13 protein-coding genes and 1 pseudogene are annotated in these 14,603 nt (G+C 70.0%); 7 read left to right on the top strand and 7 right to left on the bottom strand.

Translation table 11 applies throughout. The annotated features are described in order from the left end of the window. Positions 1-82: 82 nt before the first annotated feature. The 3 genes and pseudogenes from ACLZN2_RS33845 to ACLZN2_RS33855 all read right to left on the bottom strand — a co-directional run. Positions 83-384 (bottom strand): annotated as a pseudogene (locus tag ACLZN2_RS33845) (YdcF family protein); the annotation flags it as partial. 101 nt (positions 385-485) lie between these two features. Continuing rightward, positions 486-1,043: a hypothetical protein gene (locus ACLZN2_RS33850; protein ID WP_416983228.1), complete on the bottom strand. Its 558-nt coding sequence runs from the start codon at positions 1,041-1,043 to the stop codon at positions 486-488. A gap of 127 nt (positions 1,044-1,170) precedes the next feature. After that, the gene (locus tag ACLZN2_RS33855) at positions 1,171-2,514 is read right to left on the bottom strand and encodes a mucin-1 (RefSeq protein ID WP_416983229.1); all 1,344 of its coding nucleotides are present in this window, start codon (positions 2,512-2,514) and stop codon (positions 1,171-1,173) included. Positions 2,515-2,694: 180 nt separating this feature from the next. Between ACLZN2_RS33855 and ACLZN2_RS33860 the strand changes: the two genes are divergently transcribed. The 4 genes from ACLZN2_RS33860 (at position 2,695) to ACLZN2_RS33875 (ending at position 7,156) form a co-directional block, all read left to right on the top strand. Further along, on the top strand, positions 2,695-3,714 hold the full coding sequence (locus ACLZN2_RS33860; RefSeq protein WP_416983230.1) for a LacI family DNA-binding transcriptional regulator: 1,020 nt from the start codon (positions 2,695-2,697) through the stop codon (positions 3,712-3,714). Between the two features lie 123 nt (positions 3,715-3,837). Further along, on the top strand, positions 3,838-5,181 hold the full coding sequence (locus ACLZN2_RS33865) for an ABC transporter substrate-binding protein (protein ID WP_416983231.1): 1,344 nt from the start codon (positions 3,838-3,840) through the stop codon (positions 5,179-5,181). 125 nt (positions 5,182-5,306) lie between these two features. Beyond that, complete coding sequence (locus ACLZN2_RS33870; protein WP_416983232.1) at positions 5,307-6,248, top strand: carbohydrate ABC transporter permease; 942 nt, start codon at positions 5,307-5,309, stop codon at positions 6,246-6,248. 8 nt (positions 6,249-6,256) lie between these two features. Next, positions 6,257-7,156 carry a carbohydrate ABC transporter permease gene (locus ACLZN2_RS33875; protein ID WP_416983233.1) on the top strand — a complete coding sequence of 300 codons (900 nt, stop codon included), beginning with the start codon at positions 6,257-6,259 and terminating at the stop codon, positions 7,154-7,156. Positions 7,157-7,175: 19 nt separating this feature from the next. Here ACLZN2_RS33875 and ACLZN2_RS33880 read toward each other — a convergent pair whose 3' ends face one another. The 3 genes from ACLZN2_RS33880 to gdhA all read right to left on the bottom strand — a co-directional run bounded on the left by ACLZN2_RS33880 (position 7,176) and on the right by gdhA (position 10,192). Continuing rightward, the gene (locus tag ACLZN2_RS33880) at positions 7,176-8,126 is read right to left on the bottom strand and encodes a zinc-binding dehydrogenase (RefSeq protein WP_416983235.1); all 951 of its coding nucleotides are present in this window, start codon (positions 8,124-8,126) and stop codon (positions 7,176-7,178) included. A gap of 30 nt (positions 8,127-8,156) precedes the next feature. Next, the gene (locus ACLZN2_RS33885; protein ID WP_416983236.1) at positions 8,157-8,756 is read right to left on the bottom strand and encodes a TetR/AcrR family transcriptional regulator; all 600 of its coding nucleotides are present in this window, start codon (positions 8,754-8,756) and stop codon (positions 8,157-8,159) included. A 71-nt stretch (positions 8,757-8,827) separates the two neighbouring features. After that, positions 8,828-10,192, bottom strand: coding sequence for an NADP-specific glutamate dehydrogenase (gene gdhA / locus ACLZN2_RS33890; RefSeq protein WP_416983237.1), 1,365 nt, complete (start codon positions 10,190-10,192; stop codon positions 8,828-8,830). Between the two features lie 212 nt (positions 10,193-10,404). On the opposite strand from gdhA, the gene ACLZN2_RS33895 reads away from it, so the two are divergent. Continuing rightward, positions 10,405-11,349 (top strand): phosphorothioated DNA-binding restriction endonuclease, encoded by a 945-nt coding sequence (locus ACLZN2_RS33895; protein ID WP_416983238.1) that lies wholly within the window; start codon positions 10,405-10,407, stop codon positions 11,347-11,349. Here the strand turns inward: ACLZN2_RS33895 and ACLZN2_RS33900 are convergent. Beyond that, a complete protein-coding gene (locus ACLZN2_RS33900) occupies positions 11,312-11,980 on the bottom strand; it encodes a TetR/AcrR family transcriptional regulator (RefSeq protein ID WP_416983239.1) in 669 nt (222 codons plus the stop codon). The two genes, ACLZN2_RS33895 and ACLZN2_RS33900, sit on opposite strands and share 38 nt — an antisense overlap. Before the next feature lie 186 nt (positions 11,981-12,166). Between ACLZN2_RS33900 and ACLZN2_RS33905 the strand changes: the two genes are divergently transcribed. Together ACLZN2_RS33905 and ACLZN2_RS33910 are read left to right on the top strand one after the other, a co-directional pair. After that, a complete protein-coding gene (locus ACLZN2_RS33905) occupies positions 12,167-13,678 on the top strand; it encodes an MFS transporter (protein WP_416983240.1) in 1,512 nt (503 codons plus the stop codon). A gap of 76 nt (positions 13,679-13,754) precedes the next feature. After that, the gene (locus tag ACLZN2_RS33910) at positions 13,755-14,552 is read left to right on the top strand and encodes an SAM-dependent methyltransferase (RefSeq protein ID WP_416983242.1); all 798 of its coding nucleotides are present in this window, start codon (positions 13,755-13,757) and stop codon (positions 14,550-14,552) included. Positions 14,553-14,603: the final 51 nt, after the last annotated feature.

The raw sequence follows: 14,603 nt of genomic DNA on the forward strand, positions 1-14,603 counted from the left end.
TCGTGACCGCGAGTCGCTCACCGAGGTCCGCGACGCCTTCCGCTCTCGTGGCTTCGCCTCGGCCAAGCCGGTTTCGGACTTCGACCAGGCGGCTGTCGAAGCCGGCGTGGACAAGTCGCTCGTAAGCATCATGGACATCGCTCGGTACGTCCTGCTCGATGGCGAAGCAGGTCACCGACGATCATGTCGACGACGAGCTTCTCGTCGCCGCGGACTTGATGTAGTCGTCCACTCCAGCGGCTCGGAGACACAGACGGCTTCGGCCTCGGGCCACAGCTTGCGTCACGTCACGCAGGAACGGCGTTCCAGGTACGGCTTGGAGATCAACAGCAGAGAATCGACCGTGATGCCGACCTCGGCCAGCAGCTCGCGGGAGAAGGTGATGAAGGTGTCGTCCGGTGCGTCTTCGTGGAGTTGATCAGGCAGTTTGGTCATCGCCCCTCCCCGCTCTGGGGCGTCATGGGCCCGTGGCAGTGCATGAGTGCCTAGTACTGCAACGCATCGACGGCAGCCTGCATGAAGGCGGATCTGGCGTTCTTGAGTGCCGCTCTCGCAGCTTCGAACTCCTGCGAGAGGTTAGGGATGTCGCTCGACTGCCCCTCACGGATCGCTTCAGACCACTTGGTAAGGGCTACGAACTGAGTCCCTACTTCCTTGAGCATGGCATGCCCATGGTCCACCACGGCCCGGGGGCCCCAAAGGTCGGCGCGTGCCGTAATCTCGCCGAGCTCGACGTACTGGCCTCTGAAGCGTAGGCGGTCCTCGCTGGACAGCGACAGGTCGCGGCGCAGCTCGACTAACCAATTGATCGTGGTGGTCCGGAACGAGGCATGCGCGGCCAGGACGTCGCTGTACACCTGCCTGCGCTGCTCGCGTATCCAGTGCAAGTGTTCGGCCGTCGATTGGCGCTCGACCTGCATGTGTGCGGCCTCAATAGTCTTCTGCGCACCGATGCGCGCACCATAGGCCGTAGCGAGGCCCCCCACACCGGCTCCGACAAGTCCAGCGATACCGGCGATTACTCCTGCGACTCCCTGATCCATTGCAGCATTCTCCTGGCTTCTCGAAGAGCGGCGGCCCGGTACCACCCCCGTCGCGGCATCCGGTCCCGTCAACACCACCCACGAACTCCGCCTCGCCTGGGACACCGACCCCCGCTGACCCGCCCGCTCACTTCTCAGCCGGGCCCGGCCACACCGCCGAGGCGTCGTCGCGGGCCGGGTCGGGCAGGCGGATCGGGCGGACGGGGATCGTGCGGGTGCGGCCTTCCGTTGCCGCCGTCCAGGTCGTGGGGTGGCCCGAGTAGGACAGGGTGGTGAGGGCGAAGACGTTGTCGGCGTAGAGCTCCACGTATTCGCCGATGGTGAGGATGCGCAGGGTTGTGGCGGGCTCGGTCAGGACGGTCTCGGCCAGGGGGGCGTCGGCGGGGCCGGTGATCACGAGGTTCTTGCCGTCGCATCCGACGGTCAGGGCGGGGCGGCCGTCGTCCCCGGTGCGCAGGGTGATCTCGACGGGGCCAGTGATGTCGAGGTCGCCTACCGCGTGCAGCACGGGATTCTCCGTCTCCTCGGCCAGCCAGGCGTCCAGGCCCGGCCACCACTGAAGGCGGGGTGCGGAATCGTCCGTGGTGACCAGCGACTTGGGTTGCGCGAGCATGCCGCGGCAGCGTTCGCCGGAGTCGGTGAGGCCGACGCGGCGGGGTGTGGTGTGCAGGACGACGCGTGAGCCGTCGGGAGCGGCGATGACGCGGGGGGCGTACGAGCCGGTCGGGCCCAGCGGGCCGCGGCGGGTCCATGGTCCGCGCAGCCGGGGCGCGGTCCACGCCTCGAAACCGCGCGTCGCACCGATCGAGCCGATCAGCAACCAGCTGCCGTCGTCGAGGCGTTCCAGGACGGGGCACTCCAACTCGTCCACGTCGCCCGGTGAGACGAGCGGCGGATGGACCGTCCAGTTCTCGAGGTCGTCGGAGGTGGCCCAGGCGACGCAGCCGCTGACCTCGACGGGCAGGGAGGCGTCGGCGGCGCAGACGACCATGACCCAGCCGTCCGACTCGTCGTCGCGTACGACGAACGGGTCGCGCCAGCCCATGCGTTCGCCCGTGCGGTACCAGCGTGCGTCCGCCTCGACGACGGGTCCGGTGCCGTGGCGGCGCCAGCCGGTGCCGTCGGTGCGGTCGGAGTGGGCCAGTCCTACCGACTGGAGGGGCCAGCCGTCGGGGGTGAGACCGGAGACGCCCGTGTAGAACATCGCCATTCCGGTGCCGTGCCGGATCGGGTGCATGGTCCACACCGCCTGCTGGTCGAAGCGGCCGGGCAGGCCGTTGCCGAAGGCCGTGCCCTCGGGCCGCCAGGCGACCAGGTCGGTGGAGGTGGCCCGGCCGTAGGAGGTCTCCATCCTCAGGTGGTCGAACTCGGCCGTCCAGGGGCCCTGCAGATGCAGCACCGCGTAGGTGCCGTCGTCGTCCCGCAGCAGGGCGAAGTCGTTCACGCAGAGGCCGGGCGGGGCGTATCGCATGCACAGTTCCTGTCGGCTCGTAGCGCTCAAACGTATGCGCTGACCGTAGATCCAGAAGATCTCGCTTGAGAATCGGCCCAAGTAAAACTGAACGCAAACGCTTGCGCAACAAGGAGGCCCGGTTTACGGTCTCGTCACCCCCACATCACACCGACGTGAAACCGACGGGAGAAAAGTGCTGTGACCGTCAGCATCACCGATGTCGCCCGCGCCGCCGGAGTCTCGGCGTCCACCGTGTCCCGCGCGCTGCGCGGCCAGCCGGGCGTGTCCGACGAGGTGCGCGCTCAGATCACGGCCGTCGCCGCGAACCTCGGCTATACGGCGTCCCGCTCGGCGTCCAGCCTGGCGAGCGGGCGCACCTTCACCATCGGGGTCGTGGTCCCGTACGTGGGCCGCTGGTTCTTCGGCACCGTGCTGGACGCCGCCGAGCACGTGTTCAGTGCCGCCGGGTACGACGTCCTGCTGTACAACCTGGGCTCGCCGGAGTCCCGCAAGCGTTTCTTCACCAAGATGCCGGTCCGCAAGCGGGTGGACGCGGTGCTGTCGCTGCTCATTCCCGACGAGGAGGAGTCGGCCGCACTGCGCTCACTCGGGGTGCCGTTGGCCGGCACGGTCGGCGGCGCCCGGCCCGGCTTCACCGTGGTCGGCATCGACGACCGGGCCGGCACGGAGAGCGCCGTACGGCATCTGGTGAACCTCGGCCACCGCCGGATCGGCATGATCAGCGGGTCGAGCGGGCCGCAGCACTGGACCACTCCCGTCGAGCGCCGCCAGGCGTACCTGGACGTGCTGGCCGACGCCGGGATAGAGCACGATCCGGCGCTGGAGGCGGACGGCGACTACACCGTCGAGGGCGGCGAGCGGGCCATGACCGAGTTGCTGGCCGCGTCCCGGCCGCCGACGGCCGTGTTCGCGCAGTCCGACGAGATGGCCATGGGTGCGCTGCGTGCCCTGCGGCGGCACCGGCTGAAGGTGCCGGACGACGTGTCCGTCGTCGGCTTCGACGATCACGAGCTCGCCGACGTGATCGGGCTGACCACCGTCGCCCAGCCGGTCGCCGGCCAGGGCGCCGAGGCCGCCCGGCTGCTGCTGCGACAGCTCGACGAGCCGGACGGCGAGGCGCCCGGGCATGTGCAGATGCCCATCCGCCTCGTCCTGCGCGAGACCACCGCTCCACCGCGCCCGCGCGGCCCCCAGTAACCCCTCCCCGCAACTCCCCGCAACCCTCCGCGGCCGGCAGGCCGCCCGAGGTCCCACGCCCACACCCCACGCCGGCAGGCACCAGCGCACCCCGAAACCCTCGCACCGCACGGAGGCACAACCATGAGCTCGACCAGCAGAAGGCACCGCCGCACGGCCTGTACGGGCCTGGCGCTCGCCCTGCCCCTCGCCGCGCTGGCCGCCTGTGGCGGCGGCAGCGGCGGCGACACCTCCGCCGCGGCGGGCAGCGGCAAGGGCACCATCAGCGTCTGGGCCCACCAGGGCCAGAAGAGCGAGGACACGGCCCTGCAGAACGCGGTGAAGTCCTTCAACTCCTCCCAGGACAAGATCAAGGTCGAGCTGAAGCTCATCCCCGGCAACGACTACACCAAGACCATCACCGCGACCGACGCCTCCGAGCTGCCGGACGTGATGGAATTCGACGGGCCGACCATGGCGAACTTCGTCTACAACAAGAAGCTCGCCGCGATCGACGACTACGTCTCGGCCACGACCATGAGCAACGCCACCGACGCGAGCAAGGCGCAGGGCGAGATCGACGGCAAGCACTACGGCCTGGGCATGTACGACTCCGGGCTCGGCATCTACGGCAGCAAGAAGCTGCTGGACGCCGCCGGGGTGAAGTACCCGACCAGCGCGTCCGACGCCTGGACCGCGGACGAGTTCAACGCCGCGCTCAAGGCGCTCAAGGCCGAGGACTCCGACGGCAAGGTCCTCGACATCCAGGAGAACAACGGCCTGGCCAGCGAGTGGGGCACCTACGGCTTCGCCCCGGTCGTCTGGTCGGCCGGCGGCTCCCTGCTGAAGGACGGCAAGGCCGAGGGCGCCCTCGACACCCCGGCCGTGGTCTCGGCCATGAAGAGCCTCCAGTCCTGGAAGGCGACCGTCGACCCCAACACCGACGGCAACGCCTTCGCCAAGGGCCGGGTCGCGCTGAGCTGGGTCGGACACTGGATGTACCCCGCCTACAGCGAGGCCCTCGGTGACGACCTCGTCGTCCTGCCCCTGCCCGACTTCGGCAACGGGGCGAAGACCGGCCAGGGTTCGTGGGCCTGGGGCATCGGCGCGGGCTCCGGGAACGGCAAGGCCGCCGGAGCGTTCCTCGACTACCTCCTCAACGACACCAACGTCACCGCCATGACGACGGCCAACGGCGCCCCGCCCGCGACGAAGACCGCCCTCGCCGCGAGCCCCCTCTACAAGGAGGGCGGCGCGCTCCAGCTCTACGCCGACCAGCTGGCCAAGCCCTGCGGCGACAGCGACATCACCACGTCCTGCGTCGCCGTGACCCGCCCGGTCACCGCCGGATACCCCACGGTCACCGCCAAGTTCAGCGAGGCACTGAACTCGATCTACGGCGGCGCCGACCCGAAGAGCGCCCTGGAGAAGGCCGCCCGCGCCATCGACCAGGACTTCTCCGACAACGCCGGATACAAGATCCAGTAGGAAACCTTCGGCCAGGGGTGGGCCCGCGTACGACGACGGGCCCACCCCGGCCGGGAACAGGACCCCCCGTGAAGACCGTGGAACCCGCGCACACCGCGCCCTCAGGCAGGGAAGAAGGCTCGCCCGTGACCTCTGCACAGCCCTCCCGGCCGGTGCGTTCGGGGGCCAGGAACCGCGACTGGCTGCACGGACTGCTCATGTCCGCCCCCGCCGTCGCCGGACTCATCGCGTTCGTCGGCATCCCGTTCGGCTACGCCGTCGTCCTCTCCTTCTACAACGTGCGCCTCGGCTCGCCCCTGGCCCCCACCTTCTTCGGCCTGGAGCAGTACCGGCGGCTGTTCACCGACCCGGACCTGTCCGGTCCGTTCCTGCGGGCCCTGCTGAACAACCTGACCTTCGCCGTAGTCGTCGTACCGCTCCAGACGGGCCTGGCGCTGGCGCTCGCGATCCTCCTCAACCGCAAGCTGAAGGCCATCGGCCTGTTCCGGTCCCTGTTCTTCATGCCGGTCGTCTTCCCCATGACGCTGGTCGCCGTCATCTGGCGGCTCATCCTCGCGCGCAGCGACCAGGGCCTGCTCAACTCCGCGCTGGACGCGGTGAGTTTCGGCAACTGGGGGGCCTTCGACTGGCTCGGCGACACCGCCACCGCCATGGCCTCGATCATCGTGCTGTCCGTCTGGCAGGGGGTCGGCTTCCAGATGGTCATCCTGCTGGCCGGCCTCCAGCAGATCCCCGGCGAGCTCTACGAGGCCGCCGAACTCGACCGCGCCTCCCGCTGGCAGCAGTTCCGGCACGTCACCCTGCCCGGCATCCGCGGCACGCTCGTCTTCGTCGTCATGCTCACCTCGGTGCTGTCCTTCCGTGTCTTCGACCAGGTCTACGTCCTCATCCACGGCGGCGGACTCGACGAGGACGCCACCCGCACCGTCATGTACCAGGCCGTCACGACCGCCTTCGACCAGAACAACATCGGCCAGGCATCCGCGATCACCGTCGTCTTCTTCCTGATCGTCGTCGCCCTGACCCTCATCCAGCGCCGCGTCGTCCGGCCCGACAACGAGGACTGACCCCCACCATGGCCACGACCACGCCCACGACCACGACCGCGACCGCGACCACGACCACGACCGCCACGCGCGCGCCGCGTCGCCGTCTGCGCCGCATCGCCGACTACGCCGTTCTCAGCGTGCTCGCCTTCATCTTCATTCTGCCCGTCCTGTACCTGCTCCTGGGCAGTCTGAAGCCCTCCGACCAGGTACTCGACGGCCTGACCGGCTTCCTCCCCACGCACCTGACCCTGGACAACTACGCGCACGTCGTCGACGCCCTGAACTCCGACAGCACCGGCTACCTCTGGCGCTTCATGGGCGTCTCGCTGCTCGTCGCGTTCGTGGTCGTGACCGGCGGCCTGTTCGTCAACTCCATGGCCGCGTACGGCATGTCACGGCTGAAGTGGCGCGGCCGGGAAGCCGTCTTCACGCTCGTGCTGCTGCTGATGCTGGTGCCGTTCGAATCGGTGGCCGTGCCGCTGTTCTACATGTTCAACGACCAGCGCAACACGCTCTACATCCAGGCGATCCCGTTCATCGCCAACGCCTTCTCGATCTACCAGTTTCACACGTTCTTCCGCTCGATCCCGCCGAGCATCGAAGAGGCCGCCCGGCTGGACGGCGCGGGGCCCTGGCGCACGTTCTTCGCGATCATCGTGCCGATGTCGAAGCCCGTGTTCGCGTCCGTCGCGATCCTCACGTTCCTCACCCAGTGGGGCTCGTTCCTGTGGCCGGTCCTGATGGTCTCCGACCCCGCCGTCCGTCCCCTCCCCCTCGAGATGAGCGTCTTCCAGGGCCAGCAGCCCCCGGACTGGGGCCAGATCCTCGCCTTCGGCGTCCTCCTCGTCCTGCCCGTCCTGATCGTCTTCGCCTTCTTCCAGCGCTGGTTCGTCCAGGGCGTCGCCAGCTCCGCGGTCAAGGGGTGAGCACGGCACAGGCGTGGTTTCAGTAGGAAACGACGATCTTCCCGAACCGTTCGCTGCCGATGAGGTCGCTGAACGCGGTGCGGAACCGGCTGATGTCGTAGGCGACTTCCACGATGGGCTGGATCTCCCCCCGGGCGACCATGTCGAGGATCCGGGACTGCGTCGTCGCCGAGGAGTGCGGGACATAGACGAAGGGCATCCTCTGCCGGCCGAAGCGCGAGGAGATCATGCCCGTGACGTCCTTCTGCGGGTTGACGTTGACGAAGGCCCCCTGCGCGGACAGCTTTTCCCTCACCTCGCTGAAGCGCAGCGATCCGGAGAAGTCGAGGACCGCGTCGAACGTCTCGGTCAGGTCCTGGAAGGACGTGTCGCGATAGGAGTGACTGGTCGTCGCCCCGATCTCCTTGAGCCGCGTCAGAGAGTGTCTTCCGCCGATGGCGGTGACGGTGGCGCCGCGTGCCGCGGCCAGCTGTACGGCGTACACACCCACGCCTCCGCTCGCGCCGACGACCAGGACATGGCTGTCGCCGCGTACGGCGGCCTTGTCGAGGCCGGTCAGGGCGGTCTCCGCGCCGATCGGCAGGGCTGCCGCCCGAGTGAAGTCGAGACCGTCGGGCAGTTCGGCGAGGTATTCCTCACGGATGGACACGTACTGGGCGAGGGCCTTTTCGTCCTTGGTCAGGTGCGGGCCACCCATGACCCGCTGCCCTTTCCTGAAGCGGCGGCCGTCGGAGCGGACGACGCCGGAGAACTCCAGGCCCAGGTTGACCGCCTTCTTCCTGGTTCTGCGGGTCAGCGAACGCGGATCGTCGTCCTGGGTGAATCCCTTCTCCCAGGCGCTCAGGGCGACGGCCTTCACCTCGACGAGCACCTCGCCGTCGGCGGGTCTCGGGGTGGGGGCGGTGCCGAGACGGAACTTCTCGGCGCCCTTCCTGGTGGGGTCGATGAGCACTGCTTCCATGAGGGTCATCGGGGATTCTCCGTTCGGGGTCGGGAAGCCTCAGCGGGCCGGAGGCGGAAAGAGCCGCATGAGGACATCCACGGCCTCGTCCCGGGTGAGACGCCGGGCGATGACCGCCTCGGACAGACGGTCCGCGGCTCCCAGGAACCCCGCGGTCAGGGCGTACGCGTCCCGCGGGTCGAGGCCGAGCAGCTCGGCCACGAGCCCGGCGTAGCGTTCGGCGTCGTCCCCGTGAACCACGCTGCCGGACTCGCCGACGGCCACGAGGGCGGCGCCGATGTCGGCATGGAGGGCGCCGTTCTCCAGGGTGCAGGCGACATAGGCGTCACACAGCGCCCGTAGCGCCTGCGCTGTCGCGGCCGGGGAGGCGCGGTGTGCGGCCATCACCTCCATGACCCTCTCCTCGTACTCGACGCCCACACGCTGGAACATCGCGCGCAGCAAACCGGCGAGAGAGCTGAAGTGCTGATAGGCGATCGGCTTGCTGACACCACAGGCGTCCGCCACCCGGGCGAGCGTCAGCGATCCGGCACCGTCCTCCCGCGCCATGCGCAGGGCCGTCTCCAGGAGCAGTTCCTTACGCTCCGCGGCCGGCACGCGCCGCCGCTTGACCGCGCTCTCCGCGGCGGTCTCCCTCATGCACCTCACCCCAACCCACTGAAGTTACTATTCGTAACTTACTGGTAGTAGCTTGAGGAGCGCAAGGGAAGTCAGATCACCCCGAGGTCCAGCATGGTGTCCGCCACCTTGAGGAAGCCCGCGATGTTGGCGCCGACGACGTAGTTGTCCGGGGCGCCGTACTCCTCGGCCGTCGTGCGGCAGGTGGTGTGGATGGCGGCCATGATGGCGGCGAGGCGGCGGTCGGTGTCCTCGAAGGTCCAGGAGTCACGGCCGGCGTTCTGCCGCATCTCCAGGGCCGAGGTGGCGACCCCGCCGGCGTTGACCGCCTTGCCCGGGCCGAAGGCCACGCCCGCCTCCTGGAGGAGTCGTACGGCCCCCGGGGTCGTGGGCATGTTCGCGCCCTCGGCCACCGCCACCACTCCCCCGGTCAGCAGGGCGCGGGCCGCGCTCTCGTCGAGCTCGTTCTGGGTGGCGCAGGGCAGCGCGACCGAGCACGGTACGTCCCAGACGGAGCCGCCCTCGATGTAGCGGGCGCGGGGCACGGCCTCGGTGTACTCCTTGATGCGGGCCCGGCGGACCTCCTTGATGTCCTTGATCAGGTCGAGGTCGAGGCCCGCCTCGTCGACCACGTACCCGCCGGAGTCGGACATGGCGACGACCTGCGCGCCGAGTTCGTACGCCTTGCGCGCCGCGTAGATCGCGACGTTGCCGGAGCCGGAGACGACGACCCGCCTGCCGTCGAGGTCCTGGCCGCGGGCGGCGAGCATCTCGGAGACGAAGTAGACGGTGCCGTAGCCCGTGGCCTCGGTGCGGACGTGGGAGCCGCCCCAGTTGAGGCCCTTGCCGGTGAGGACGCCGGACTCGTAGCGGTTGGTGATGCGCTTGTACTGGCCGAAGAGGTAGCCGATCTCGCGGGTGCCGACCCCGATGTCACCGGCGGGCACGTCGGTGTGCTCGCCGAGGTGACGGTGGAGTTCGGTCATGAACGACTGGCAGAACCGCATGATCTCGCCGTCGGAGCGGCCCTTCGGGTCGAAGTCGGCGCCGCCCTTGCCGCCGCCGATGGGCAGTCCGGTGAGCGCGTTCTTGAAGATCTGCTCGAAGCCGAGGAACTTCACGATCCCGAGGTTCACGGACGGGTGGAAGCGCAGACCGCCCTTGTAGGGGCCGAGGGCGCTGTTGAACTCCACCCGGAAGCCCCGGTTGACCTGGACCCGGCCGTCGTCGTCGACCCACGGGACGCGGAAGACGAGCTGCCGCTCCGGCTCGCACAGGCGCTCCAGGACCCGGTGGCGGGTGTACTCGGGGCGGCGGGCGAGGACCGGTTCCAGGGACTCCAGCACCTCTCGTACGGCCTGGTGGAACTCGGACTGGGCGGGATCCCGCGCCAGGACGGCGGCATGGACCCCGGCGGTCAGGCGCAGGTCCTCGGCCGGTGCGTGCTGGACGGTCATGGGCGTACCTCCTTGTACGGCGTTGCAGGGGGATGTACGGCGGATCGCACGGCGGGTACTCAGCTGACCGTCGGACCACCGCTCGCGACGAGCGTCCCGCCCGGCGGACACGTGCCGTGGCACAGCCTCCGACCAGGGCCGCGATTTCCTCCGGATGGGGGCGGGCAGGGCCGGGGGCGGCGGTACGCGCTTCGGCGCTACGATCGCCCGCCATGGACTGGGTCGAGCGCGCCGCCGAGCTGAGGCAGTGGACCAGGAGCGGCACCCGTGCTCCCCACAAACCGCTGCTGTTCCTGTACGCCCTCGGCCGGTTCCAGGAGGACGCCGACGGCGCGCTGCGGTACAGCGCGGTGGAGGAGGATCTGCAGCGCCTGCTGGCCGAGTACGGCCCGCCGCACAGGACCACGCCCGCCTATCCGTTCCATCACCTGGTCAGCGACGGGGTGTGGGAGGTGCGCACCGACCGGGGGCCGGGCAGCCCCGGGACCGGGGTGCGGGACCTGCGGGAGTCCGGCGCGAGCGGGCGGCTCGTGCCGGAGCTGAGGGCGGCGCTGCGGCACGACCCGGACCTGCTCGGCCGGCTCGCGCGCTCGCTCCTCGAGACGCACTTCCCGCCCTCCCTGCACACCGAGCTGTGCGAGGCGGTCGGCCTGGAGCTGGAGCCCGCGGAGGAGCGCGGGTTCTCGACGGTGCGGCGGCAGCAGCGGGACCGGCGGATGCGGGAACTGGTGCTGACCGCGTACGAGTACCGGTGCGCGTTCTGCGGTTACGACGGCAGGATCGGCGCGGTGCCGGTCGGGCTGGAGGCCGCGCATGTGCGCTGGTGGGCGTTCGGCGGGCCCGACGACGTCGAGAACGGGCTGTGTCTGTGCTCGCTGCACCACAAGCTCTTCGACAAGGGCGTCCTCGGCGTGGACGACGGACATCGCGTCCTCGTCTCGCAGCGTTTCGTCGGCCACAGCGACGCCGCCCGCATACAGGTGACGGCGCTCGCGGGCCGTCCGCTCGTCGGGCCTCAGCCGGGTGTCCGTCCCGTCGCTGCGGCTCATCGCGACTGGCACACGAGCCAGGTCTTCCACGGCGGACCACGGCCCGCCACGGCCGCCACGGCTACGGGGACTACACGGTCGTCCCCGGGGTCGACAGCAGCCCGTTGACCACGAGGTCCGCCAACATCTCGGCCGTGGCGAGGAGTTGCTGCGGCGAGGCGGGCTCGGGGCGGCCCAGCCGACGGGCGAGGGGGACCTCGACCATCCCCGCGACGGGCGGGATGACGGCGAAGAAGAGGACGTCCATCGGGACGGGTGCCATCCGGCCGGCGGCGACGAGCCGGTCGATGCTGGGGGTCAGGGTCCGCAGGGTCGGGGCGATGTACCGCTCGTAGAGGTGGTCGAGCCGCTCGGTGTCGCGGGCGAGTTCCTCCACGAAGATCCGGCCGACCAGCGGGGAGTCGGCCGCGCTGCGGTAGAAGCCGGTGATGACCTGCCGCAGTCGCTCCGCGTCGTCGATGCCGGAATCGGGGTCCACCTCGGGCATCCGGGCGAGCTGCGCGCCCAGGGCGCTGTCGACGACCGCCCGCCAGAAGGCCGCCTTGGAGCCGTAGCGGTCGTTGATGAAGTTGTGGCTGACGCCGAGGCGGCGGGCCAGTTCGCGCGCGGAGGCGTGGTCGTAGCCGAGTTCCGCGAAGGCCTCCAGGCCGCGCTGGAGGATGCTCTCCTCCTCGGGCACCGCGGGCGTGTCCGCGCCGGGACGTCCCGGCCTCCGCACGGATTCGGCTCGTGCTCCCACCGTCGCCCTCCTCGCTGCCCGGCCGTCCCGGCTTCCCCGGGCTCACCCCACACAATACTTGACACCTGTCAGGATGAGGCTAATCTGACAGTCGTCAGAGCAATCTGACACCCGTCAGGAACTCTTGATCACATCTCCTCACGTCTCCTCACGTCTCCTCCCGTCTCCTCACGTCGGAGCCTCGCCATGTCCCGAACCTCCGCCGACGCACCCGTCGGCACCGCCACCGTCTCCGCCCTCCCGTCGGCCGGCACCCCGCACCAACACCGCTGGTGGATCCTCGCCGTCATCGGCCTGGCCCAGCTGATGGTCGTGCTGGACGGCACCATCGTGAACATCGCGCTTCCCTCCGCCCAGCGGGATCTGGGGTTCTCGGACGGGGACCGGCAGTGGGTCGTCACCGCCTACGCGCTCGCCTTCGGCAGCCTGCTCCTGCTGGGCGGCCGTATCGCCGACCTCTTCGGCCGCAAGATGACCTTCCTGGTCGGTCTGGTCGGCTTCGCCGGCGCCTCCGCGCTCGGCGGGGCCGCGACCAGCTTCGAGATGCTCATCGTCGCCCGCGCCACACAGGGCCTGTTCGGCGCGCTGCTCGCCCCGGCCGCCCTGTCCCTGCTCACCACGACGTTCACCGACGCCAAGGAACGCGCGAAAGCCTTCGGCGTGTACGGCGCCATCGCCGGCGCGGGCGGCGCCGTGGGCCTGCTCCTCGGCGGTGTGCTGACCGAGCACCTCGACTGGCGCTGGACCCTGTACGTCAACCTCGCCTTCGCGGCCGTCGCCTTCGTCGGCGGGGCCCTGCTGCTCCAGCGCGCCACCCGCGACCGGTCCGCCACGATCGACATCCCGGGCGCGCTGCTCGTCTCCAGCGGACTGTTCTGCCTGGTCTACGGCTTCTCCAACGCCGAGAGCCACGACTGGGGCTCCCCGGCCACCTGGGGCTTCCTGGTCGCCGGAGGCATTCTGCTCGCCGCGTTCACCTGGTGGCAGACCCGTTCCACGCACCCCCTGCTGCCGCTGCGCGTCCTGCTCGACCGCAACCGCGGCGCGTCCTTCGTCTCGGTGCTGATCATCGGCGCGGGCATGTTCGGCGTCTTCCTCTTCCTCACCTACTACCTGCAGCAGAGCCTCGGCTACACCCCCATCGAGACCGGGCTGGCCTTCCTGCCCATGGTCGGCGGGCTCATGCTCGCCTCCACGCTCGCCTCGACCCTGCTGGTCCCCCGCATCGGCCCCAGGCCGGTCGTGCCGCTGGGCATGGGCCTGGCCGCCGCGGCCATGGTCTGGCTGACCAACCTCGACCTCGCCAGCAGCTACGCCACCGACATCCTGCCGCCGCTCGTCGTCGCGGGCCTCGGCTTCGGTCTGGTCATGGCCCCGGCGATGGCCCTGGCCACGGACGGGGTGCGCGCCGAGGACTCCGGCGTCGCCTCCGCCGCCGTCAACACCATGCAGCAGGTCGGCGGCTCCCTCGGCACCGCCCTCCTCAACACCCTCTCCACCAGCGCCGCCGCCGACTACCTCACCGGCCGCAACCCCAAGGACCCCGCCGTCCTCGCCCAGGCCGGCCTGGAGGCCTACTCCACCGCCTACTGGTGGTCGGCCGCCTTCTTCGCCGCCGGCGCGATCGTCAGCGTCCTCCTCTACCGGCGCGGCGCCCCCACCCACAACCCGGACGCGGCACCGGCCGTACACATGTGAAGCCGGTCACCACAACACCCGTGCCAAAATGATGATCTGACAGTCACTCACCATGGTTCGGACGGAGTCGGGCAGCATGACCTCTCCCAAGATCGACACGAGCAAGCCGCACCCCGCCCGGATGTACGACTACTTCCTCGGCGGGAAGGACAACTACGAGGTCGACCAGGAGGCCGCCGAGCAGTTCATCAAGGCCGCCCCCGAGGTGCGGGCGGCCGTGCGGGCCAACCGGAGCTTCATGCAGCGCGCCGTGCGGCACGTCGTCGAGGACGGCGGCATACGGCAGATCCTCGACATCGGCACCGGCCTGCCGACCGAGCCCAACGTGCACCAGATCGCCCGCGCCGTCGCCCCCGGGACGCGGATCGCGTACGTCGACAACGACCCGATCGTCAGCGCCCACTCACGGAGCCTGCTGGACGACGACGACGAGAACACCTCCGTCGTCCTCGCCGACCTGCGCGACCCGCGGGGCGTCCTCGACCACCCCGACGTGCGCAGGGTCATCGACCTCGACCAGCCCGTGGCGCTGATGCTGGTGGCGATCCTGCACTTCGTCACGGAGGCGGAGGACCCGGACGCGATCCTCGCGACCCTGCTCGACGCGCTGCCCACCGGGTCGTACCTCATCCTGTCCCACGCGACGGTCGACCTCTTCGAGGAGGGCGGCCGCACGGACGCGGTGAAGATCTACAACAACGCCACCGCCAGCATGAACCCCCGCAGGCACGCGCGGGTCCTGGAGTTCTTCCGCGACTGGACGCTGCTCGAACCGGGCCTGGTCCTGGTCCCGGACTGGCGCCCGACCGAGCCCGTCGACCCCGACCTGCCCCCGATCGGCTTCTACGGCGGGGTGGCCCGCAAGGACGGCTGACGACTGAAGCGAAGAAGGGCCGGCCGGGAGCGAGAAGCTCCCGGCCGGCCC

The organism is Streptomyces sp. T028 (assembly GCF_048159505.1).
Lineage (GTDB): Bacteria > Actinomycetota > Actinomycetes > Streptomycetales > Streptomycetaceae > Streptomyces.

Coding starts and splice junctions, on each gene's coding strand:
- ACLZN2_RS33850 (WP_416983228.1), bottom strand. CDS start 1,043: ATGGATCAGGGAGTCGCAGGAGTAATCGCCGGTATCGCTGGACTTGTC.
- ACLZN2_RS33855 (WP_416983229.1), bottom strand. CDS start 2,514: ATGCGATACGCCCCGCCCGGCCTCTGCGTGAACGACTTCGCCCTGCTG.
- ACLZN2_RS33865 (WP_416983231.1), top strand. CDS start 3,838: ATGAGCTCGACCAGCAGAAGGCACCGCCGCACGGCCTGTACGGGCCTG.
- ACLZN2_RS33875 (WP_416983233.1), top strand. CDS start 6,257: ATGGCCACGACCACGCCCACGACCACGACCGCGACCGCGACCACGACC.
- ACLZN2_RS33880 (WP_416983235.1), bottom strand. CDS start 8,126: ATGACCCTCATGGAAGCAGTGCTCATCGACCCCACCAGGAAGGGCGCC.
- ACLZN2_RS33885 (WP_416983236.1), bottom strand. CDS start 8,756: ATGAGGGAGACCGCCGCGGAGAGCGCGGTCAAGCGGCGGCGCGTGCCG.
- gdhA (WP_416983237.1), bottom strand. CDS start 10,192: ATGACCGTCCAGCACGCACCGGCCGAGGACCTGCGCCTGACCGCCGGG.
- ACLZN2_RS33895 (WP_416983238.1), top strand. CDS start 10,405: ATGGACTGGGTCGAGCGCGCCGCCGAGCTGAGGCAGTGGACCAGGAGC.
- ACLZN2_RS33905 (WP_416983240.1), top strand. CDS start 12,167: ATGTCCCGAACCTCCGCCGACGCACCCGTCGGCACCGCCACCGTCTCC.
- ACLZN2_RS33910 (WP_416983242.1), top strand. CDS start 13,755: ATGACCTCTCCCAAGATCGACACGAGCAAGCCGCACCCCGCCCGGATG.